A 19,772-nucleotide genomic window follows, 5' to 3' on the forward strand; every position below is an offset into this window, starting at 1 on the left:
CGCTACACCGGCGTGCCGGGGTGCGGTTCCGCACCCGGGAACGCCGTGACGTGCTCCTACCGGCCGTGACATACACGGACCAAATACAACCTACTCAGTGTTCAGACCGGCTGTGCTCAGACCAGTGGCCTCGCGGTAGGCGGGATCGCCACCGGCAGGGCCGTGGAGCCGGTGAGGTAGCGGTCGGCGGCCGAGGCGGCCGAGCGGCCCTCGGCGATCGCCCACACGATCAGGGACTGGCCGCGGCCCATGTCCCCGGCGACGAAGACGCCGTCGACCGAGGACATGTAACCCCTGTCCCTGGCGACGTTGCCCCTGGCGTCGAAGAACTCGCCTTCGGCGAGCTCGGCGAGCTCGGTGAGCAGGCCCTTCTTCTCCGGTCCCACGAAGCCCATCGACAGGGTGACCAGCTCGGCGGGGATCTCCCGCTCGGAACCGGGCACCGGCTTGAAACCGGCGCCGGGGCCCTCCACCTCGACCAGGCGCAGTGCCTGGACGTTGCCGTCGGCGTCGCCGACGAACTCGGTGGTGGAGACCGCGTAGACCCGGTCGCCGCCGCCGTCGGCCAGTTCCTCGTGGGCGCTCTCCATCTTGAACAGGATGGGGAAGGTGGGCCACGGCTGGCTGCCGGGGCGCTCCGCCGGGGGCTGGGGCATGATCTCCAGCTGGGTGATCGAGGCGGCCCCCTGCCGGATCGCGGTGCCGATGCAGTCGGCGCCGGTGTCGCCGCCGCCGATCACGACGACGTGCTTGCCCTCGGCGCTGATCGGCGAGACCGGGAAGTCGCCCTCCTGGACCTTGTTGGAGGGCGGCAGGAACTCCATCGCCTGGTGGACGCCCTTCAGGTCGCGCCCGGCGACGGGCAGGTCCCGCCACTGGGTCGCGCCGCCGGCCAGCACGATCGCGTCGAACTCCGCACGCAGCCGCGCCGCCGTGATGTCGACTCCGACGTTGACGCCGGTACGGAACTCGGTGCCCTCGGCCCGCATCTGGGCGAGCCGGCGGTCGATGTGCCGCTTCTCCATCTTGAACTCGGGAATGCCGTAGCGGAGCAGGCCGCCGATCCGGTCGGCGCGCTCGAACACCACCACGTCGTGCCCGGCGCGGGTGAGCTGCTGCGCGGCGGCCAGGCCCGCGGGCCCCGAGCCGACGACCGCGACCCGCTTACCGGTCTTCGAGGCGGGGGGCTGGGGGGTGACCCAGCCCTCGTCGAAGGCGCGGTCGATGATCTCGACCTCGACCCGCTTGATCGCCACCGGGTCGGAGTTGATGCCGAGCACGCACGCCGCCTCGCACGGAGCCGGGCACAGGCGGCCGGTGAACTCCGGGAAGTTGTTGGTGGCGTGCAGTCGCTCGACGGCCTCCTGCCAGTCGTCCCGGTAGACCAGGTCGTTCCACTCGGGGATCAGGTTGCCCAGCGGGCAGCCGTTGTGGCAGAACGGGATGCCGCAGTCCATGCATCGTGCCGCCTGCTTGGTCAGCGCGGGCTTGGGGAAGTCCTCGTAGACCTCCCGCCAGTCGCGGATGCGGACGTCCACCGGGCGGCGCGCCGGCAGCTCGCGTCCGTGCGTGAGGAAACCCTTGGGGTCGGCCATCGGTCGTACCTCCCTTATCCCTGAACAGCCTGAGCGGTGTGAACTGTATGAGTAGGCGTGGACATCGGCCTCACCCCTGGACCGCGGCGGTCATGACCGCCTCGTCGATGTCGCGGCCCTCCAGCCGGGCGGACTCGGCGGCCCGCAGGACCCGCTTGTAGTCCGTCGGCATGATCTTGCCGAACCGGGACGGGTCCCAGTCGACCAGCAGCGCCTTGGCCACCGTGGAGCCGGTCTCGGCCAGGTGCGTCTCGACGATCTCGCGCAGCGTCTCGGAGTCGGCCTCGTCGAGCTCCTCGATCTCCACCATCTCGCGGTTGACCCGCTCGATGTCGGGGTCGAGCAGGTAGGCGATGCCGCCCGACATGCCGGCCGCGAAGTTGCGGCCGGTCGGGCCGAGGACGACCGCCTTGCCGCCGGTCATGTACTCGCAGCCGTGGTCGCCGACGCCCTCGACCACCGCGGTGGCGCCGGAGTTGCGGACGCAGAACCGCTCCCCCACGACACCGCGGATGAACGCCTCGCCGGAGGTCGCGCCGTACAGGCCGACATTGCCGGCGATGATGTGCCCCTCCAGTGAGGCCGCCGCGTGCGGCTGGACCGAGATCCGGCCACCGGACAGGCCCTTGCCGACGTAGTCGTTGGCGTCGCCGGTCAGCCGCAGCGTGACGCCCCTGGGCAGGAAGGCGCCGAAGGAGTTGCCCGCGGAGCCGGTGAAACGCACGTCGATGGTGTTGTCGGGCAGGCCGGCGCCGCCGTACCGCTTGGTCACCTCGTGGCCGAGCATGGTGCCGACGGTGCGGTTGACGTTGCGGATGGGCAGTTCGAGGGTGACCCGGGAACCGTCCTTGAGCGCGCCCTCCGCGAGCTGGATCAAGGTGTTGTCCAGCGCCCTCGCCAGCCCGTGGTCCTGCCCCACCACGCGGCGGAGCGAGGCGCCGGCGGGCAACTCGGGCTGGTGCAGGATCGGCGCCAGGTCGAGACCCGCGGCCTTCCAGTGGTTCTCGGCCGAGGTGGTGTCCAGCAGCTCGGCGTGGCCGACGGCCTCCTCCAGGCTGCGGAAGCCCAGCGCGGCGAGATACTCGCGGATCTCCTGGGCGACGAACTCGAAGAAGTTGACCACGAACTCGGGCTTGCCGGTGAACCTCTTGCGCAGCTCGGGGTTCTGGGTGGCGACGCCGACCGGGCAGGTGTCCAGGTGGCAGACGCGCATCATCACGCAGCCGGAGACGACCAGGGGCGCCGTGGCGAAGCCGTACTCCTCGGCGCCGAGCAGCGCGGCGATGACCACGTCGCGGCCGGTCTTGAGCTGGCCGTCGACCTGGACGGTGATCCGGTCGCGCAGGCCGTTGAGCAGCAGCGTCTGCTGGGTCTCGGCCAGTCCGAGCTCCCAGGGGGCACCCGCGTGCTTGAGCGAGGTCAGCGGGGAGGCGCCGGTGCCGCCGTCGTGGCCGGAGATGAGCACGACGTCGGCGTGGGCCTTGGACACGCCCGCCGCGACCGTTCCGACACCGACCTCGGCCACCAGCTTGACGTGCACGCGGGCGGCGGGGTTGGCGTTCTTCAGGTCGTGGATGAGCTGGGCGAGGTCCTCGATGGAGTAGATGTCGTGGTGCGGCGGCGGCGAGATGAGACCGACACCCGGGGTGGAGTGCCGGGTCTTGGCGATCCACGGGTAGACCTTGTGGCCGGGCAGCTGGCCGCCCTCGCCGGGCTTGGCGCCCTGGGCCATCTTGATCTGCAGGTCGTCGGCGTTGACCAGGTACTCCGACGTCACGCCGAACCGGCCGGAGGCCACCTGCTTGATGGCCGAGCGGCGGACCGGGTCGTGCAGCCGCTCGGGGTCCTCGCCGCCCTCACCGGTGTTGGACTTGCCGCCCAGCCGGTTCATCGCGATGGCGAGCGTCTCGTGCGCCTCCATCGAGATGGAGCCGTACGACATGGCGCCGGTGGAGAACCGCTTGACGATCTCGCTGACCGGCTCGACCTCGTCGATCGGCACCGGCTCGCGGACACCGTCCTTCAGCTTGAACAGGCCGCGCAGCGTCATCAGCCGCTCGGCCTGGGAGTCCACCAGGCCGGTGTACTCCTTGAAGATCTCGTAGCGGCGCGAGCGGGTGGCGTGCTGCAGCTTGAAGACGGTCTCGGGGTTGAACAGGTGCGGCTCGCCCTCGCGGCGCCACTGGTACTCACCGCCGACCTCCAGACGGCGGTGGGCGTTCTCGGCCCGGGGGTAGGCGCGCCGGTGGCGCAGCGCCGCCTCCTCGGCAAGGACGTCGAAGCCGACACCGCCCAGCCGGGAGGTGGTCCCGGTGAAGCAGGCGTCGACGACCTCCTGGCTCAGGCCGAGCGCCTCGAAGATCTGCGCACCGGTGTAGGAGGCGACGGTGGACACCCCCATCTTGGACATGACCTTCAGCACGCCCTTGCCGTACGCCTTGATGAGGTTGCGCACGGCCTTGTGCCTGTCGACCCGCAGCGCACCGGAGTCGACCATGTCCTCGACGGTCTCGATGGCGAGGTACGGATTGACCGCGCCCGCGCCGTAGCCGATGAGCAGCGCCATGTGGTGCGCCTCGCGCGCCTCACCGGTCTCGATGACCAGGCCGACCCTGGTGCGGGTCTTCTCGGCGATCAGGTGGTGGTGGACGGCACCGGTGAGCAGCAGCGACGGGATCGGCGCCAGCGCGTCGGAGGAGCCCCGGTCGGAGAGGACGATGATCCGCGCCCCGCCCTCGATCGCCTCGGAGACCTCGGCGCGGATCTCCTCGATGCGGCCGAGCAGTGCCTCGCCGCCGCCCGCGACCTGGTACAGGCCGCGGACCACGTGCGGGCGGAAGCCCGGCAGCGCGCCCTCGTCGTTGATGTGGATGATCTTCGCGAGCTCGTCGTTGTCGATCACCGGGTAGGGCAGCACCAGCTGGCGGCAGGAGGCCGGGCCCGGGTCGAGCAGGTTGCCCTCGGGGCCGATGGTGGTGGCCAGGGAGGTGACGAGCTCCTCCCGGATCGCGTCCAGCGGCGGGTTGGTGACCTGCGCGAACAGCTGGCTGAAGTAGTCGAACAGCAGCCGGGGCTTCTCGCTGAGCACCGCGACGGGGGTGTCTGTGCCCATCGAGCCGATCGGCTCGGCGCCCGCCCTGGCCATCGGCGCCAGGATGATCCGCAGTTCCTCCTCGGTGTAGCCGAAGGTCTGCTGCCGCCTGATCAGCGCCTCGTGCGTCGGGACCTCGTGCGCGCGGGCGGGCAGCTCCTCGAAGCGGACCAGCCCGGCGTGCAGCCAGTCCGCGTACGGCAGCTCGGCCGCCAGCTCGGCCTTGATCTCGTCGTCCTCGATGATCTTGCCGAGCTCGGTGTCGATCAGGAACATCTTGCCGGGCTGCAGGCGGCCCTTGCGGACCACGTCCTCGGGGGCGATGTCGAGCACGCCGGCCTCGGAGGCCAGCACGACCAGGCCGTCGGTGGTGACCCAGAACCGCCCCGGGCGCAGGCCGTTGCGGTCGAGTACCGCGCCGACCAGGGTGCCGTCGGAGAAGGTGATCGAGGCCGGGCCGTCCCAGGCCTCCATGAGGGTGGAGTGGAACTCGTAGAACGCCCGCCGGGCGGGGTCCATCTCGGTGTGGTTCTCCCACGCCTCGGGGATCATCATCAGCACCGCGTGCGGCAGCCGGCGCCCGGCGAGGTGCAGGAGTTCCAGGGTCTCGTCGAAGGAGGCGGTGTCGGAGCCGGCCGGGTCGCAGATCGGGAAGAGCCGCGACAGGTCTCCCGGCAGGTTCGCGGTCCGCAGCATGGCCTCGCGGGCCCGCATCCAGTTGCGGTTGCCCTTGACCGTGTTGATCTCACCGTTGTGGGCGATGTAGCGGTACGGGTGCGCCAGCGGCCACGAGGGGAAGGTGTTGGTGGAGAAACGCGAGTGGACCAGCGAGATCGCGGTCTCGTAGCGCTCGTCGCTGAGGTCGGGGAAGAACTGCTCGACCTGCAGCGGAGTGAGCATGCCCTTGTAGACGATGGTCCGGCAGCTCAGCGAGGGGAAGTAGACGTTCGCCTCGTGCTCGGCCCGCTTGCGCAGGCAGAAGGCCAGCCGGTCCAGCTCCAGGCCGGTCTCACCGTTGGGGGAGGTCACGAACAGCTGGCCGAAGAACGGCATCACCGCGCGGGCGCTCGGCCCGGGCAGGTCGGGGGTGGTCGGCACGTCTCGCCAGCCGATGACCGTCAGGCCCTCCTGCTCGGCGATCTCCTCGATCAGCCGCACCGCCCTGGCGCGGGCCGGTGCGTCGGCGGGCAGGAAGGCCGTGCCGGCGGCGTAGGCTCCGGCCGCGGGCAGTGGGAAGCCCACCACCGTGCGGAAGAAGGTGTCGGGGATCTGCGTCAGGATCCCGGCGCCGTCGCCGGTGTCCGGTTCGCTGCCCTGTGCGCCCCGGTGATCGAGGTTGCACAGAGCGGTCAGTGCCTTCGCGACGATGTCGTGGCTGCGGCGGCCGGCCACGTCCGCGACCATGGCGACGCCACAGGCGTCGTGCTCGTGTGAGGGGTGGTACAGGCCCTGGGGCTCGGGAAAGCCGAGGTGGGCAGCGGGCATCGAATCCCTCCCGTCGTCTTGCTTCATTGGAACAAGCAAGGGACGACGTTGGCCCTGCTGCGTGGTGGGTAGAGGTTACCGTACCCTGCCGGATACCGGCCTACCCGGTCAGGTCACACCGATTTGGCGCCGATTCGCCCGGTTTGTTTAACACGCGTTGATGGCACGACATTCCAGGTCCGGGCTTTAAGGTGGCCGAATGGAACCGAGCGCCCCCGCCGAATCGGGCGACCCCACCGGCCTGACGGACAACGGAACCGCTGACGCCCCGGGCGTGTCGGAGGTGCCGGGCGGCCCGGCCGCCCACGAGGGGGTCAGGGCGCTCGTCGCCCGGCTGGGCGTCGACGGCAGGCGGCTGAGGATCGCGCTGGCGGCGCTGGGCGACGGCCGCTGGTGGACTCTCGCCGACCTGGTCAGGCGGACCGCTACGTCGCGGCGGACCATCGAGGCGCTGTTGCGCGAGGTGGACGGGGAGCTGGAACGCTCCGGCGACCGCTTCAGGCTGCCCGCCCGCTGGGCCGGGCAGGAGGTGAGCGTCCTCGCCCCGGCCGACCCGGTGGCGCATCTCCTTTCCGGCCGGGCGGAACTGGTCGCGCGGATGGACGAGCTGATCGCCAAGGCCCCCCGTGGCCGCCATACGCTGGACCACGTCGCCGCGACCGGCGACACCGTGGTGCGGCGGGCACTGCTGCTGGACGCCCGGTTCTGGCTGGACGGCGCCCGGCTGCTGTGCGTGGGCGACCACGATCTGACCTCGCTGGCCACCGCGATGCTGCACCCCGGCGTCGAGGTGACGGTCGTCGACGTCGACGAGCGCATCCTGGCCTACATCGCCGGCCAGGCCGACCGGCTCGGGCTGGCCGTGCGGACCCGCTGGGCCGACCTGCGCCTGGGACTGCCCGCCTCCGCGCGGAACTGGGCCGATCTGGCGATCACCGACCCGCCCTACACCCCCGAGGGGGTCGGGCTGTTCGTCGCCCGCTGCGCGGAGGGACTGCGCGACCGCGAGCAGGGCCGGATCATGCTGGCGTACGGCGCGAGCGAGCGCACCCCCGCGCTCGCCCTCAAGGTGCAGCAGGCCCTGTCCCAGCTCAACCTGGTCAACGAGGCGATCTACCCCGACTTCAACCGCTACCTCGGCGCCGAGGCCATCGGCTCGGCCGCCGACCTGTACGTCCTGCGCCCCACCACGAGAACCTGGCCGGCCGCTGCCGCCCGCACCGACTCCTCAGGCACCGCCATCTACACGCAGGGGCCCCAGTCGGTGGAGTCGGCGGACTCCGCAGCGGCCTCCGCCCCGGACGTCGCGGCCGGTTTCGAGGACGGGTTCGTCCCGGAGGTGCTGGTGGGCGAGTGGCCCCGCGACGTGCTGCCCAAAGCCCCCAGAGCGCGCCTGGCGACCTGGCTGGCCAAACCCTACGCCAGTGCCCCGGCCAGGGTGGCGATCTCCGTACCGGCCGGGCTGGAGGCCGCGCTGCCCCGGCTGCTGCTGGCCACCCGCGCCGGGGAGGTCCGGGTCACCCTGGCCGCGGCCCCCGTAAACCTCCCCGCCGACCTGCTCGCCCCCGTCTACGACCTCACCGTCGAGGGCTCGTCCGTACGCGCCGTACGGACGACGCCTCACCAGGACGACGCGGCCCGGATCCTGCGCCGCGTCCTGGACAACGCGCACGGCAAGCTCGCCAACACCTGGCGCGAGGCCCTGATCAGGGTCCGGGGCGAGTTGACGAAGAAGCAGGCCAGGGCGGTCATCGCCGCCGTCGCTCCGTGGGCGGACGAGGTCACCGTCCTCGAACTGCCCGCCCACCGGCTCCTGGAGCTCCAGGCCGCGGTGCGAAGCTCCCTCAGCGCACCAGCCGGCGCTGGATCGCCAGGCTGAGGCCGTCCACGGCGACCTGCGGGTAGGTGAGGTCCACCCGGCCCCCCTCGACCACCGGGGCGACCCAGCTCACCGTGGCGTAGTGCCCCAGGGCACGGGCCTGTGCCCAGCTGCGGGAGCCGTCGAAACCCTCGGGCGTGTCGGGGGCGGGCCGGACGAAGCCGTCGCCCCTGAGCGCCGTCACGAGCCTGTCCGCGGCGGCGGAGTCCGCGAGGTTGAAAATCAGGAACTGGCCGGAGACCTCGCCGTCCTCGCTCTCGTAGCGGGCCCGCAGCGCCTGCGTGCACCCGTCGAGCGCGTCCAGCGCGCTCCCCCAGGCCGCCTCGGCGCAGTCGGCGAGGTTCTCGGTGGCCTTGAGCGCGAGCCTGGTGGTGCCCGCCGACACCGAGGGGCCGGGGAACATCTCGGCGACGGTCAGCGGCTGGGGGTCGAGGGCACGGGTCGCGATGGGCGCGTAGTGGGCCGTGCTGGGCTCCGCGCGAAGGACGGCGGCGCGCGGGTCGGGCCCGCCCCCCAGCAGGAGGAAGGCCGCCACCCCGGCGACCACGACCAGCACGGCGACGGTGACGGCGATCCACTTGCGCATGGGGAAAGAGCTTACTTCGACAGGCGGGACGCCAGGGACCACCGAGCCGAGGCGGACACGGAAGCGGCGGGCTACTTGGACGGGGCGGGCGCGGGGGAGACCGCGACGATGCGGCGGAAGATCGCCTTCTCCACGCCGCGGACCGTCAGAGACAGCGAGACGAAGTCGTCCTTCGGGCCGGGATCGGCGCCGTCGGTCCTGCCGATCCAGACCAGGCCCGCGTAGTGCCCCATGGCGTGCCCGCTGGACTCGGTGTGCCCCCCGGCCGGGAAGACGGCCTTGCCCGCCTGGAGCGGCCGGACCCAACCACCCCGGTGCAGGGTGGTCAGCGTGTTCACCAGCGTGTCGGCCGAGGCGGTGTCGCGGAGGTTGAACAGGGTGTACTGGGCCACGTGGCGGCCGTCCGCGCTGACGTAGAGACCCCTGGCCACCTGGGTGCACCCGCCCTGGACGAGCAGGTCGGCGAGCCCCTGGCCCCAGGTCGCCATCGCGCAGTCGGCCTCCAGGCGGGTGGCCGCCAGTCTCAGCGTGACCCTGCCCTCCTTGAGGGTCCTGGTGGCGAAGAGATCCTTGACCGTCAGCGGCTTGGGGTCGGCCTTGCTCTGCGCGATCGGGGCGAACACCTTGGAGGAGGGCCAGCCCTTGTAGGCGTCGGGCCTCGGCTCGGTGCCGATGACCGAGGCGGTGGCCCGTTCGGGCACGAAGTCGTTGCCGATCGCGGAGATCGCGAGGGTGAGGGCGATCGCGGCGACCAGCACGCCCGCCACCGCCCCGAGGATCATCAGCAGCCGCTGCTGGGGCCGGGTCAGCCCCCACTCGTCCAGCCGGGTGATGTTCTCGGTCTGGGGCTGCGCCCTGGCGGAGGTGCGGCGGCGCTTGCGCGCGGGCGTGGCGGGCGGACCGGCCGGAGGGGTCACAGTCCGACCCCTCCCAGGAGGGTGCCCAGGCCGAAGGTCAGGGCCGCGGCGACCGCGCCGACAAGAAGCTGGCGCAGCCCGCTGTACCACCAGCTGCGCGCGGTGACCCGGGAGACCAGCGCGCCCGCGCCGAACAGCGCCAGGCAGGAGATCACCGCCGAGGTCGTCAGGCTGGTGACCCCGAGCAGGTACGGCAGGAGCGGCAGGAGCGCGCCCACGCCGAACGACAGGAACGAGGAGATCGCGGCGATCCTGGGCGAGGGCAGGTCCTGGGCGGTGACCCCCAGCTCGGCCTGGGTGTGCACCTCGAGCGCCCGGTCGGGGTCCATCGAGATCTGCCGGGCCACCTCGGCCGCCACGGCGGGCTCGACGCCCCGGTCCTCGTAGAGCTTGGCGAGCTCCTGCTGCTCGGCCTCGGGGTGGCGTTCGAGCTCGCGCCGTTCGACGTCGATCTCGGCCAGGGCGAGTTCCCGCTGGCTGGCCACCGAGACGTACTCACCCCCGGCCATGGAGAACGCGCCCGCCGCCAGCCCCGCGACCCCGGCCAGCACGATGACCGTGGTGCTGGCCGTGCCGCCGGCGACACCGGCGATCAGGGCGAAGTTCGAGACGAGACCGTCCATCGCGCCGAACACCGACGGCCGCAGCCAGCCGCCGTTGACGTCGCGATGCCGGTGGTGCATCTCGGCGCGGCCCCCCGAGTCGTCGCCGCTCACCGGGACCCTTTCTCCTCCTGGTCGGCCAGGTCGGACGGGTGGGCCGGATCGACCGAGTCGTCGGCCGCGAGCGCACCGGAGACGAGCCTCGGCTCGCCGTCCTCCTTCGCCGGGTCGCTCTCGTCGGGGTCGGCCAGGTCGGACGGGTGAGCCGGGTCGGCGGTATCCTCCCCGTCCGAGGCGGCCGGGGTGACGGCCGGCTCGGCCTCGGTGCCGGCTCCGGCCTCGCCCTTGTCCGCGTCGCCGGTCTCGCCCTGCACGGGCTCGACGGCCGGATCGGGCTGCGGACGGACCTGCTCGGCGTCGCTCCTGTTCCTGGCGTACCAGAAGTAGGCCATCGCCCCGATGAACAGGACGATCGAGGTCCACTGGTTGAGCCGCAGGCCGAGGATGTGGTGGGCGCTGTCGACCCGCAGCCCCTCGATCCAGAAGCGGCCCACCGTGTAGCCGGCGACGTAGAGCGCGAACAGGCGGGCGTGGCGGAGCGCGAATTTGCGTCCTGCCCAGATGAGAACCAGCGCCAGGCCCAGGTCCCAGATCGACTCGTACAGGAAGGCCGGGTGGTAGGTGTCCTCGCCCGGCACCGTGCCCGGCCGGTCGGGGTCGATCTCCAGACCCCACGGCAGGTCGGTGGGGCTGCCGAACAGCTCCTGGTTGAAGTAGTTGCCCCAGCGGCCGATGGCCTGGGCCACCGCGATCCCGGGGGCGACGGTGTCGGCCACCGCGGTCAGGGAGATCCCCCTGCCACGGCACCCCAGCCAGACACCCACTCCGCCGAGCGCGACGGCACCCCAGATGCCCAGGCCGCCGTTCCAGATGAACAGCGCCTCGATCGGCTCGTTGGGTGCGTCCGGCCCGAAGTAGAGCTGCCAGTCGGTGATGACGTGATAGAGACGTCCGCCGACCAGGCCGAACGGCACGGCCCAGACGGCGAGATCCACGATCGTCCCCGGCTCACCGCCGCGGGCACGCCAGCGGCGCTCGCCGATGACTACCGCGACGACGACGCCGAGCACGATGCACAGTGCGTAGGCCCGGATGGGGACCACACCGAACAGATACCAGACCCCCTGGGAGGGGCTGGGAATCGAGGCGAGGGGCATGTCAGGTGACGTTACCGTGTCCCGGGCTACTTGGCGGCATCAAGAACGGCCTGACGCAGATCGGCCGGCTTGAAAGCCACATTCGTGTCCAACTCGGTACCGTTGAGCTTCAGCGTCGGGGTGCCCGTGAGCTTCTGGGATTCCATGACCTTGGTGCTGTATTCGAGGTGCGCGGGCGCCTTCTCCTGACTGGTCACGCACGACTCGAAACCGGGGTCGGTCACTCCGGCGTCCTTGCCCCAGGCGATCAGATCAGGGATCTTGAAACCCTCCACGAGCTCCGAGGGCTGCTCCTTGAACAACTTGTCGTGGAAGGCCATCCAGGGAGCGCCTCCGGGGATGCAGCGGATCGCCGACGCGGCGCGCAGCGAGTTGGCCCGGGTGATCCCCTTGTTGGTCTGTTCCTGGAAGATCGTGATCGGGTGGTAGACCACCTTGGCCTTGCCCTCGGCCGCCAGGTTCTTGATCGTCGGGCCGCTGGTCTCCTCCAGCGCCCTGCAGGCGGGGCACTGGAAGTCCTCGAAGACGTCCAGGACCGGCTTCTCCACCCCCGGCCTGGCCATGACCACCGAACCGTCCCCGGCGACGGTGATGGGCGCGAGCGAGGCCCCGACCTGCTCGGACTTGCTGCTCTGGGCGGCGAACCACCAGCCACCCCCGACGGCGGCGATCGCGACGACGGCCACGGTCGCGATGGTCGCCACCCGCTTGCGCTTCTCCCTCCGCAGTTGTTCCTCGCGCTGCGCCTTGATCCGATCACGCGCCGACTGCTCCCGCGCGGCCTTACCCATCAGTAAGCCTCCTTCTCCTGAAGCTCCTCGTCATCGCTCTCGACGTCCTCGTACGACTCCTCGCCCGGGGTGAGCCCGAGCGCGGAGTCCAGCGCGAAGCGGCCCGGAGGGAAGATCGCGACGAACACACCGAGTCCGAAGAGACCGAAGTCACGCAGGATGTCGATGAGATAGTCGGGCTCCACCCCGGCCGCCAGCTGACCGCCGCCGCCGAAGCAGCCGCAGTCGATGCGCAGCCCGCGCGCCCACGCCGAGGCGATGCCGATCACGAACGCCAGCATGAGCAGCGCCGAGATGACACCCGCCGCTCGGGTGAGCAGCCCGACGACCAGCAACAACCCCACGACGATCTCCAGGATCGGCAGGCCGTAGCCGACCGCCGTGGCGAGCGATTTGGGGAGCAGATCGTATGCCTCGACCGCCTGAACCGAGAGCACCGGAGCGCCGATCTTGCCCCAACCCGCGACGATCAGCACTCCCGCCATCACCAGCCGCGAGACGGTCGTCACCCAGGGTAGCGCCGAAATCACGATACGCGACCTATTGGGCGCGGGGTTATCAGAGGTCACGAGCACCATTCTCCTATTCCAAGCCCCGGCCACAGACGTCTTCGGCGAATGCCAGGTATTCGAGGAAAACCTCATCACGAGCCCGATAAGCATCGAATAAGCCCGCCTGGCAGGCGCTGACGCGGGAGCGGCCCCTTTCTTCGAGCAAGGGATCCGCTCTCGAACGGGCTCGTCAGCCGCGGACACCCGCCGCCAGCTCGGAGCCCAGTTCACGGACCGAGGCCAGCCCCGAGGCCTCGTCCGGCGCGTCGAGAACGCGGCGGATGAACGCCGACCCCACGATGACGCCGTCGGCGTAACCAGCCACCTCGGCTGCCTGCCTGCCGGTGCCGACGCCCAGGCCGACGCAGACCGGGAGGGAGGTGTGCGAGCGGGTACGCTCGACCAGGCCCTGGGCGGCCGCGCCGACCGAGTCGCGGGCACCGGTGACGCCCATCAGCGAGGCCGCGTAGACGAAGCCGGTGCAGCTGTCGACGACCGCCTTGATACGGGCCTCGGTGGAGCTGGGCGCGACCAGGAAGACCGTGTCGATCCCGGCCCCGGCACTGGCCTCGCGCCAGGGCCCGGCCTCCTCGGGCGTCAGGTCGGGGGTGATGGTGCCCACCCCGCCCGCGTTCGCCAGGTCACGGGCGAAGCGGTCGGCGCCGTAGCGGTCGATCGGGTTCCAGTACGTCATGACCAGGGTGGCGGCACCGGTCTTGGCCACGCCCTCGACGGTGCGCAGCACGTCGGCGATGCGGGTGCCGTTGGTCAGCGCCCGGTGCACGGCGTCCTGGATCGTCGGGCCGTCCATGAGGGGATCGGAGTAGGGCAGGCCGATCTCGATCACGTCGCAGCCGGCGTCCACCATGGCGGCGGCGACGGCGATCGCGCCCTCCTTGCTGGGGAACCCAGCGGGGAGATATCCGATGAGGGCGGCGCGGCCGTCCGCCTTGGCCTTGGCGAACACCGTCTGAAGAGTCGTCATCGTTGTTTCCGTTGCGGTTCGTCCCCTCCGGCGCGCCGGAGGGGAGGCAAGTCGGTAGTCAGAGGTTGAAGTACTTCATCGCGGTGCCCATGTCCTTGTCGCCCCGTCCCGAGAGGTTGACCAGGATCGTCGCCTCGGAACCCATCTCGCGACCGAGCTTGAGGGCACCGGCGAGCGCGTGTGAGGACTCGATCGCGGGGATGATGCCCTCGGTGCGGGCGAGCAGCGAGAAGGCGTCCATCGCCTCGGCGTCGGTGATGCCGTGGTAGGTGGCGCGGCCGGTGTCCTTGAGCCAGGCGTGCTCGGGGCCGACGCCCGGGTAGTCGAGCCCGGCTGAGATCGAGTGCGACTCGAGGGTCTGCCCCTCCTCGTCCTGCAGCACGTAGGTGCGCGAGCCGTGCAGCACCCCGACGGAGCCCTCGGTGAGGGTGAGCGCGTGCTCGCCGCTCTCCAGGCCCCGGCCGCCCGCCTCGTAGCCGTGCAGCTGGACGCCCTCGTCCCCGAGGAAGGCGTGGAAGATGCCGATCGCGTTGGAACCGCCGCCGACCGCCGCGGCGACCGCGTCGGGCAGCCTGCCGGTGAGCTCCAGCACCTGACGGCGTGCCTCGACGCCGATGATGCGGGCGAAGTCGCGGACGATCTCCGGGAACGGGTGCGGCCCGGCGATGGTGCCGAAGAGGTAGTGGGTGCGGTCGACGTTGGCGACCCAGTCGCGGAAGGCCTCGTTGATGGCGTCCTTGAGGGTCTGGCTGCCGTTGGTGACCGGGACGACCGTGGCACCGAGCAGCTTCATGCGGGCGACGTTGAGCGCCTGACGCTCGCAGTCGACGGCCCCCATGTAGATCACGCACTCCAGGCCCAGCAGGGCGGCGGCGGTCGCGGTGGCGACGCCGTGCTGGCCGGCGCCGGTCTCGGCGATCACCCGCGTCTTGCCCAGGCGCTTGGTCAGCAGGGCCTGGCCGAGCACGTTGTTGATCTTGTGGGCGCCGGTGTGGGTCAGGTCCTCGCGCTTGAGGATGATCCGGGCGCCCCCCGCCTGCTCGGCGAAGCGGGGCACCTCGGTCAGCGTGGTCGGCCGCCCGGCGTAGGTGCGCAGCAGGTGGTCGAACTCCCGAAGGAACGCCACGTCGCTCTTCGCCTTGTCGTACTCCGCCGCGACCTCGTCCAGGGCCGGGATGAGCGCCTCGGGCACGTAGCGGCCGCCGAAGACGCCGAACTTGCCGTGGATGTCCGGATCGTTGCCGTGAAGGCCGTTTCCGGCGAGGTCCGCGGCGGTGAGGACGGTTCCTTCGTGCGTTGTCACTGCTTACTGCCCCTCGGGTCGGGATGCGGGGTGGGCACCGGCGGTGACCAGGTCGACCACGGCGGCCCGCGGATCCTTGCCGGTCACCAGGCTCTCGCCGACCAGGACGGCGTCGGCGCCCGCCCTGGCGTAGGCGAGCAGGTCGTGGGGGCCGCGCACGCCCGACTCGGCGATCTTGATGACCCCGTCGGGAACCTTGGGGGCGAGCTTGGCGAACACGTCGCGGTCCACCTCGAGCGTCTTGAGGTTCCGCGCGTTGATACCGATGATCTTGGCTCCGGCGGTGAGCGCCCGGTCGAGCTCCTCCTCGGTGTGCACCTCGACCAGCGGGGTCAGCCCGATCGACTCGGCCCGCTCGATGAGCGAGACCAGCGCGTTCTGGTCGAGCGCCGCGACGATCAGCAGCGCCAGGTCGGCGCCGTAGGCGCGGGCCTCCCAGAGCTGGTACGAGGTGACGATGAAGTCCTTGCGCAGCACCGGGATGTCGACGACGGCGCGTACGGCGGCCAGGTCGTCGAGGGTGCCGCCGAAGCGGCGTCGCTCGGTGAGCACGCTGATGACGTGGGCGCCGCCCGACTCGTAGTCGCCGGCCAGCGCGGCGGGGTCGGCGATCGCGGCCATCGCGCCCTTGGACGGGCTGGAACGCTTGACCTCGGCGATGACCGCCACCTGGTCGCCGCCCAGCGCCGCGTAGACGTCACGGGGGGCGGGCGCCCGCCCGGCCCGCTCCTTGAGCTCGGCCAGCGACACCCTCTCCTGCCGCTCGGCCAGGTCGGCGCGGACTCCTTCGAGGATTTCCTCAAGCACGCTCATTTGCCCTCCCCGCGAAGTTCAGAGGCCAGGTTCGCGAACGCTGCCGTGCCCGTGGTTCGCTCGCTCCGCTCGCTCACGAGTAAGGCCCCTCCCGATCGACTGCCCTTGTCCCGCCGATGCTATCGGCCCAACCGGGGTCGCCCCGCCACCGGGTGAAGCACAAAGGCGACTATGGGCCCAAGAATTCCCCAAAAGGGAGATTTCGCACTATCCAAAACACGATCATTAAAGCCAGAAATAGCCAGACATAGGCCGGACGTATGGATTTCACCACGGGCGGCCCACCCGATTCCCTCCCGGACCGGCCACCCCACCAGGCACGCAGCGCCCAGCGGCCCCAGAGCACGACCAGCACCGGGACCATGAGGGTGACGAGCGGGTTGAGCCCCAGCGCCGTCACCGGATCGCCGTGCACGAGCGCGTGCACGGTCCGCAGGCCGCCGCAGCCGGGGCAGTACAGGCCGGTGAGCATGAGGAACGGGCAGGTCGGGTAGTGGCCGGGCTCGTTCGGGTCGACCGCCCCCACGAACGCGACCGCGGCACCCGCCACCAGCGCGGCACCCAGCGGCGGCAGCATGGCCCGCGCGCGCGAACCAGCGATCTTCTCCATGAGCACGGCCGTCGGCACCCCCTCACCGGCCACCCTACTCGCGCCGGACGCGGCCCCGCCTCAGACGACCGTCAGGTCAGGCACCCGTCAGCGAGGCGCTGCCGACGATGGCGCCGACCGCGATCAGCCAGGCCAGCACCGCCAGCCAGCACGCGATCCCGAAGTAGGACAGGACCAGGCCGGCGATGGCCATGCCCCGCCCCTCCTCGCCCGTCCGCTTGATCTGCCCCAGCGAGACGTGGCCCAGCACCACACCCACGATCGAGGTGAGGCCGCAGACGAACAGCCCCGCGATCCCCATGATCAGCGCAGCGATGGCCATGCCGTTGTTACCCCGAGGAGGCGGCGCACCGTAACCGCCGTAGGGGTCGTAACCGCCACCGGGCGGGCCGTAACCGCCGGACGAACCGTAACCACCCGGAGAGCCATAGCCACCGCCCCCCGGGGGTTGCCCGTAACCACCCGGCTGATTGCCATAGCTCATGAATGACTCCCGTTTATCTAAGTTGAGGGCGAAATCCTAGCGAAAACACTCCCGGGCCGAAGGGGTCCGGGCACGCCGTAAGCAAGTCGTAGCCGGGGCGCACACCCCTCGGACATCGGATCTCGGATCTCGGGGCGCGGAGTCGAGGAGAGCGCGCCGGACGCGCGAGGGCCGCGTTTCCGCCGAGGTCAGCGCTCCCGGGGATCCCGATCGATCGTCGGGTCGGTGCCCTCGTCGAGGGCGTCCCATAGTGCCCGATCGCTGGGGGCGCTCTCGGCGGGGGCGGAGCCCCGGCGGTGGTAGCGATCGGACATGCCCGGCCATCGGCCGCCCCGCAGCAGGGCCGTCACTCCCCCGGCCAGCAGGAGCAGCCCCCCTGCGGAGGCGACGATCGGCCAGACGACGGCCGAGGCGACCCGCGGCACGGAGTCCACGACCACCGGCGCCTGCTCGGCGGAGATCCGCAGCGCGGCGCTCGCGCCGCTCCCCCACCAGGAGGCGGCCACCACCCCGGCCCCGCAGAGCGCCATCACCGCGCCGACGACCCTGCGCCACACGCCCGCCGTCGCGAGCACGGCGACCACTGCGGCGAGTGCCGCCCAGGCCGCGGGCCCCAGCGCGGGGGCCAGTTCCGCGGCGGGGACCGCCACCTCGCGGGTGCCGTACGTCACGGTGAACCAGTCGCGCCCGGCGGCGAGCAGCACGAGCGCTGCGCCGGCCGCACACGCCGCCAGCCAGGTCCACAGCTCCCGCCTGGCCGTCACGTCCGGGTCACCGCCAGCTCGTCGGCGTCGAAGCAGGTCCGATCGCCCGTGTGGCAGGCGGCGCCCACCTGGTCGACCCTGAGCAGCACGGTGTCGCCGTCACAGTCGAGCGCGGCGGACTTGACGTGCTGGACGTGGCCTGAGGTTTCGCCCTTCACCCAGTAGGACCCTCTGCTGCGTGACCAGTAGGTGGCCCTGCCGGTGGTGAGCGTGCGATGCAGCGCCTCGTCGTCCATCCAGGCGAGCATGAGCACCTCGCCGGTGTCGTACTGCTGGACGACGGCGGGAACCAGCCCGTCGGCGGTGCGCTTCAGCCGGGCCGCGATGGCAGGGTCAAGGGGCATGTGGCAATTGTGCCGCAACCAGGGAGAGGGGCAGCGTCCGGCATGGCCTGGCGAGCAGACCGGGGGCTCCCCTGAAGACCGACCCGGCGAGCCATCTGGCGGTGGTGGAGGCCACCACCCTGCCGTGCGCGTTCACCAGGAAGGCCGGTCCTCCCACCCCGCGGAGCAGCGGCGAGACGGCGACCTCGAAGCGGCGCACGAACACGTCGGCCGCCGCCACGCCGATGAACTCCCCGCCCCTCAGCACGGGCACCGACAGGGTCAGGGAGTACTCGGTGCTGCAGAGGAAATCGACGTACGGGCCGGTGAGAGTGTGCTCGGCGCCGGAGCGCGGACCGGCGAACCAGTCCCAGTGCGTGTAGTCGTAGAAGGCACTGCTGGAGGGGTCCATGTCCCGGAGCAGCTGCACGGGCTCGCCCGAGGCGCCCTCCTGCCACCACTCCAGATACCAGGGCGCGTCGACGAGCAGGCCGGGCGCGGCGATGAACCCGATGCCGGAGATCAGCCCGCCCAGCCGGGGAAAGAGCAGCGGACGCAGCGCGGCCAGGTCGCCGCGCACCGGCGCGCCGCCCACCAGCCCGACCACGGCGTCGCGCACCTGGTGGAGCCCCTCGAAGACGTCCTCGACGATGCCGCCGACGGCTACGGCCGCCTCGGCCGCGTCGCCGGGCGCCAGCAGCGCACCGTGTTCGCTCACTTGATCCATCCGCCCCGGGCATCCGACGATCACGGCTCTCGCAGACGCAGCTCGATGAGGTGTTCCATCGCGTCGAGCACGTGCCGTTCCGCCAGGAGCCTGGCGTGGTCGTCGTCCCCGCGGTGGATGGCCTCGGCGATGGCGTGGTGCCGAGCCGACGTTCCATCGCCTCTCCCGTGGGCGGACCAGAGCAATGGTCCGATGTCAGCCTGTAACCTGATCTCTTCCTGAGTGAGTCGTGCCGACTGGGAGGCCGCGGCAACCTCGATGTGGAAGCGCCCGTGCAGCCTGCGCAGGTGGGCCTGGTCGCGGGAGCCGGCCATCTCCTGCAGCGTACGGCGGAGCGGCGCGATGTCCTCCGGCAGTGCCCGCTGCGCGGCCAGCCTCGCGGCGGCCCCGGCGATGGCCGCGTAGTGGTCGCCCAGGTCGCGGAGTTCCTCCGCGGTGAGGGCGCGCAGCCGATCGAGCGCCTGGGGAGCCTCACGCGGGGCCCGCACGAAGCTACCGCCTCCGCGCCCTCGCCTCGTCTCGACCATGCCCTGCTGGCGCAGGGCCATCAGGGCCTCCCGCAGCGTGACCGTGGACACGCCCAGCTGGGCGGCGAGCTCCGCCTCGCTGGGCAGTTGCTCGCCGTCGGCCACCAGGCCGAGCACTATGGCGTCGGTGAGCCGCCTGACCACGGCGTCGACTCGGGCGGTGCTGTCGACCGGCGCGAACGCGGCCAGACGGGCTTCACCCCGCCCGAGATCAAGGCGCTGCAGTCACTGGGCCCGGGAGAGGGGCAGGTCAACCTGGTCAACTGGGCCGGATACGTCGAGGACGGGAGCAACGACCCCAAGGTCGACTGGGTCACCCCGTTCGAGAAGGCCACCGGCTGCCAGGTCAACTCCAAGACCGCCGGCACCTCCGACGAGATGGTCAACCTCTTGACATCCTCCCCCTCGTAAACGAGGGGGATTCCCACGGTCACCCGTGAGGGTTCCTGCTTCACCGCCGGTTGCCCGCCCGAGAGGACTCTCGTTGAGGTCTTACACCAGCTCCACAGGCGTTTTACCTCT

The 19,772-nt window shown here is 71.2% G+C and carries 19 protein-coding genes; 2 read left to right on the forward strand and 17 right to left on the reverse strand.

Going from position 1 to position 19,772, the window contains the following annotated elements:
* Nucleotides 1-116 precede the first annotated feature (116 nt).
* Both AB0J58_RS40740 and gltB read right to left on the reverse strand, forming a co-directional pair.
* Nucleotides 117-1,595 (reverse strand): glutamate synthase subunit beta, encoded by a 1,479-nt coding sequence (locus AB0J58_RS40740; protein WP_364226211.1) that lies wholly within the window; start codon nucleotides 1,593-1,595, stop codon nucleotides 117-119.
* A gap of 70 nt (nucleotides 1,596-1,665) precedes the next feature.
* A complete protein-coding gene (gene gltB, locus AB0J58_RS40745; protein WP_364226213.1) occupies nucleotides 1,666-6,171 on the reverse strand; it encodes a glutamate synthase large subunit in 4,506 nt (1,501 codons plus the stop codon).
* A 199-nt stretch (nucleotides 6,172-6,370) separates the two neighbouring features.
* Here gltB and AB0J58_RS40750 point away from each other — a divergent pair, with 199 nt between their 5' ends.
* Nucleotides 6,371-8,050, forward strand: coding sequence for a bis-aminopropyl spermidine synthase family protein (locus AB0J58_RS40750; RefSeq protein WP_364226215.1), 1,680 nt, complete (start codon nucleotides 6,371-6,373; stop codon nucleotides 8,048-8,050).
* Here the strand turns inward: AB0J58_RS40750 and AB0J58_RS40755 are convergent.
* The 15 genes from AB0J58_RS40755 to AB0J58_RS40825 form a co-directional block, all read right to left on the reverse strand.
* Entirely contained in the window at nucleotides 8,016-8,636 is a 621-nt protein-coding gene (locus AB0J58_RS40755) for a hypothetical protein (RefSeq protein ID WP_364226218.1), read from the reverse strand. The genes AB0J58_RS40750 and AB0J58_RS40755 overlap by 35 nt on opposite strands.
* A 71-nt stretch (nucleotides 8,637-8,707) precedes the next feature.
* On the reverse strand, nucleotides 8,708-9,553 hold the full coding sequence (locus AB0J58_RS40760) for a hypothetical protein (protein ID WP_364226221.1): 846 nt from the start codon (nucleotides 9,551-9,553) through the stop codon (nucleotides 8,708-8,710).
* Complete coding sequence (locus AB0J58_RS40765; RefSeq protein WP_364226223.1) at nucleotides 9,550-10,269, reverse strand: VIT1/CCC1 transporter family protein; 720 nt, start codon at nucleotides 10,267-10,269, stop codon at nucleotides 9,550-9,552. Before AB0J58_RS40765 ends, AB0J58_RS40760 begins: the two co-directional genes overlap by 4 nt.
* Nucleotides 10,266-11,372 (reverse strand): prolipoprotein diacylglyceryl transferase, encoded by a 1,107-nt coding sequence (gene lgt, locus AB0J58_RS40770; protein ID WP_364226226.1) that lies wholly within the window; start codon nucleotides 11,370-11,372, stop codon nucleotides 10,266-10,268. Before lgt ends, AB0J58_RS40765 begins: the two co-directional genes overlap by 4 nt.
* A gap of 26 nt (nucleotides 11,373-11,398) precedes the next feature.
* Nucleotides 11,399-12,163, reverse strand: a complete 765-nt coding sequence (locus AB0J58_RS40775) for a thioredoxin domain-containing protein (protein ID WP_364226229.1) — start codon at nucleotides 12,161-12,163, stop codon at nucleotides 11,399-11,401.
* A complete protein-coding gene (locus AB0J58_RS40780) occupies nucleotides 12,163-12,672 on the reverse strand; it encodes a MauE/DoxX family redox-associated membrane protein (protein WP_364226232.1) in 510 nt (169 codons plus the stop codon). Before AB0J58_RS40780 ends, AB0J58_RS40775 begins: the two co-directional genes overlap by 1 nt.
* Nucleotides 12,673-12,904: 232 nt before the next feature.
* The gene (gene trpA / locus AB0J58_RS40785; RefSeq protein ID WP_364226235.1) at nucleotides 12,905-13,699 is read right to left on the reverse strand and encodes a tryptophan synthase subunit alpha; all 795 of its coding nucleotides are present in this window, start codon (nucleotides 13,697-13,699) and stop codon (nucleotides 12,905-12,907) included.
* 58 nt (nucleotides 13,700-13,757) lie between these two features.
* Nucleotides 13,758-14,927 carry a tryptophan synthase subunit beta gene (gene trpB, locus AB0J58_RS40790; protein ID WP_343968927.1) on the reverse strand — a complete coding sequence of 390 codons (1,170 nt, stop codon included), beginning with the start codon at nucleotides 14,925-14,927 and terminating at the stop codon, nucleotides 13,758-13,760.
* A gap of 78 nt (nucleotides 14,928-15,005) precedes the next feature.
* Nucleotides 15,006-15,815 (reverse strand): indole-3-glycerol phosphate synthase TrpC, encoded by an 810-nt coding sequence (gene trpC, locus AB0J58_RS40795; RefSeq protein ID WP_343968711.1) that lies wholly within the window; start codon nucleotides 15,813-15,815, stop codon nucleotides 15,006-15,008.
* A gap of 169 nt (nucleotides 15,816-15,984) precedes the next feature.
* Nucleotides 15,985-16,425, reverse strand: coding sequence for a DUF2752 domain-containing protein (locus tag AB0J58_RS40800; RefSeq protein ID WP_364226238.1), 441 nt, complete (start codon nucleotides 16,423-16,425; stop codon nucleotides 15,985-15,987).
* A 76-nt stretch (nucleotides 16,426-16,501) separates the two neighbouring features.
* On the reverse strand, nucleotides 16,502-16,909 hold the full coding sequence (locus AB0J58_RS40805; protein WP_364226241.1) for a DUF4190 domain-containing protein: 408 nt from the start codon (nucleotides 16,907-16,909) through the stop codon (nucleotides 16,502-16,504).
* Between the two features lie 188 nt (nucleotides 16,910-17,097).
* Nucleotides 17,098-17,673, reverse strand: coding sequence for a Trp biosynthesis-associated membrane protein (locus tag AB0J58_RS40810; RefSeq protein ID WP_364226244.1), 576 nt, complete (start codon nucleotides 17,671-17,673; stop codon nucleotides 17,098-17,100).
* Entirely contained in the window at nucleotides 17,670-18,017 is a 348-nt protein-coding gene (gene hisI / locus AB0J58_RS40815; RefSeq protein ID WP_364226247.1) for a phosphoribosyl-AMP cyclohydrolase, read from the reverse strand. The genes AB0J58_RS40810 and hisI overlap by 4 nt, the downstream gene beginning before the upstream one ends.
* Entirely contained in the window at nucleotides 18,007-18,714 is a 708-nt protein-coding gene (locus tag AB0J58_RS40820) for a cache domain-containing protein (RefSeq protein WP_364226250.1), read from the reverse strand. Before AB0J58_RS40820 ends, hisI begins: the two co-directional genes overlap by 11 nt.
* Before the next feature lie 29 nt (nucleotides 18,715-18,743).
* Nucleotides 18,744-19,367 carry an FCD domain-containing protein gene (locus tag AB0J58_RS40825; RefSeq protein WP_364226252.1) on the reverse strand — a complete coding sequence of 208 codons (624 nt, stop codon included), beginning with the start codon at nucleotides 19,365-19,367 and terminating at the stop codon, nucleotides 18,744-18,746.
* Here AB0J58_RS40825 and AB0J58_RS40830 point away from each other — a divergent pair.
* Entirely contained in the window at nucleotides 19,338-19,661 is a 324-nt protein-coding gene (locus AB0J58_RS40830) for a hypothetical protein (protein WP_364226255.1), read from the forward strand. The two genes, AB0J58_RS40825 and AB0J58_RS40830, sit on opposite strands and share 30 nt — an antisense overlap.
* The last annotated feature ends 111 nt before the right edge of the window (nucleotides 19,662-19,772 follow it).

The sequence above is a fragment of the Streptosporangium sp. NPDC049644 genome (assembly GCF_040675205.1).
In the GTDB taxonomy this organism is placed as follows: domain Bacteria; phylum Actinomycetota; class Actinomycetes; order Streptosporangiales; family Streptosporangiaceae; genus Streptosporangium; species Streptosporangium fukuiense.

Coding starts and splice junctions, on each gene's coding strand:
- AB0J58_RS40740 (WP_364226211.1), bottom strand. CDS start 1,595: ATGGCCGACCCCAAGGGTTTCCTCACGCACGGACGCGAGCTGCCGGCG.
- gltB (WP_364226213.1), bottom strand. CDS start 6,171: ATGCCCGCTGCCCACCTCGGCTTTCCCGAGCCCCAGGGCCTGTACCAC.
- AB0J58_RS40750 (WP_364226215.1), top strand. CDS start 6,371: ATGGAACCGAGCGCCCCCGCCGAATCGGGCGACCCCACCGGCCTGACG.
- AB0J58_RS40755 (WP_364226218.1), bottom strand. CDS start 8,636: ATGCGCAAGTGGATCGCCGTCACCGTCGCCGTGCTGGTCGTGGTCGCC.
- lgt (WP_364226226.1), bottom strand. CDS start 11,372: ATGCCCCTCGCCTCGATTCCCAGCCCCTCCCAGGGGGTCTGGTATCTG.
- AB0J58_RS40775 (WP_364226229.1), bottom strand. CDS start 12,163: ATGGGTAAGGCCGCGCGGGAGCAGTCGGCGCGTGATCGGATCAAGGCG.
- trpA (WP_364226235.1), bottom strand. CDS start 13,699: ATGACGACTCTTCAGACGGTGTTCGCCAAGGCCAAGGCGGACGGCCGC.
- trpC (WP_343968711.1), bottom strand. CDS start 15,815: ATGAGCGTGCTTGAGGAAATCCTCGAAGGAGTCCGCGCCGACCTGGCC.
- AB0J58_RS40800 (WP_364226238.1), bottom strand. CDS start 16,425: ATGGAGAAGATCGCTGGTTCGCGCGCGCGGGCCATGCTGCCGCCGCTG.
- AB0J58_RS40805 (WP_364226241.1), bottom strand. CDS start 16,909: ATGAGCTATGGCAATCAGCCGGGTGGTTACGGGCAACCCCCGGGGGGC.
- hisI (WP_364226247.1), bottom strand. CDS start 18,017: ATGCCCCTTGACCCTGCCATCGCGGCCCGGCTGAAGCGCACCGCCGAC.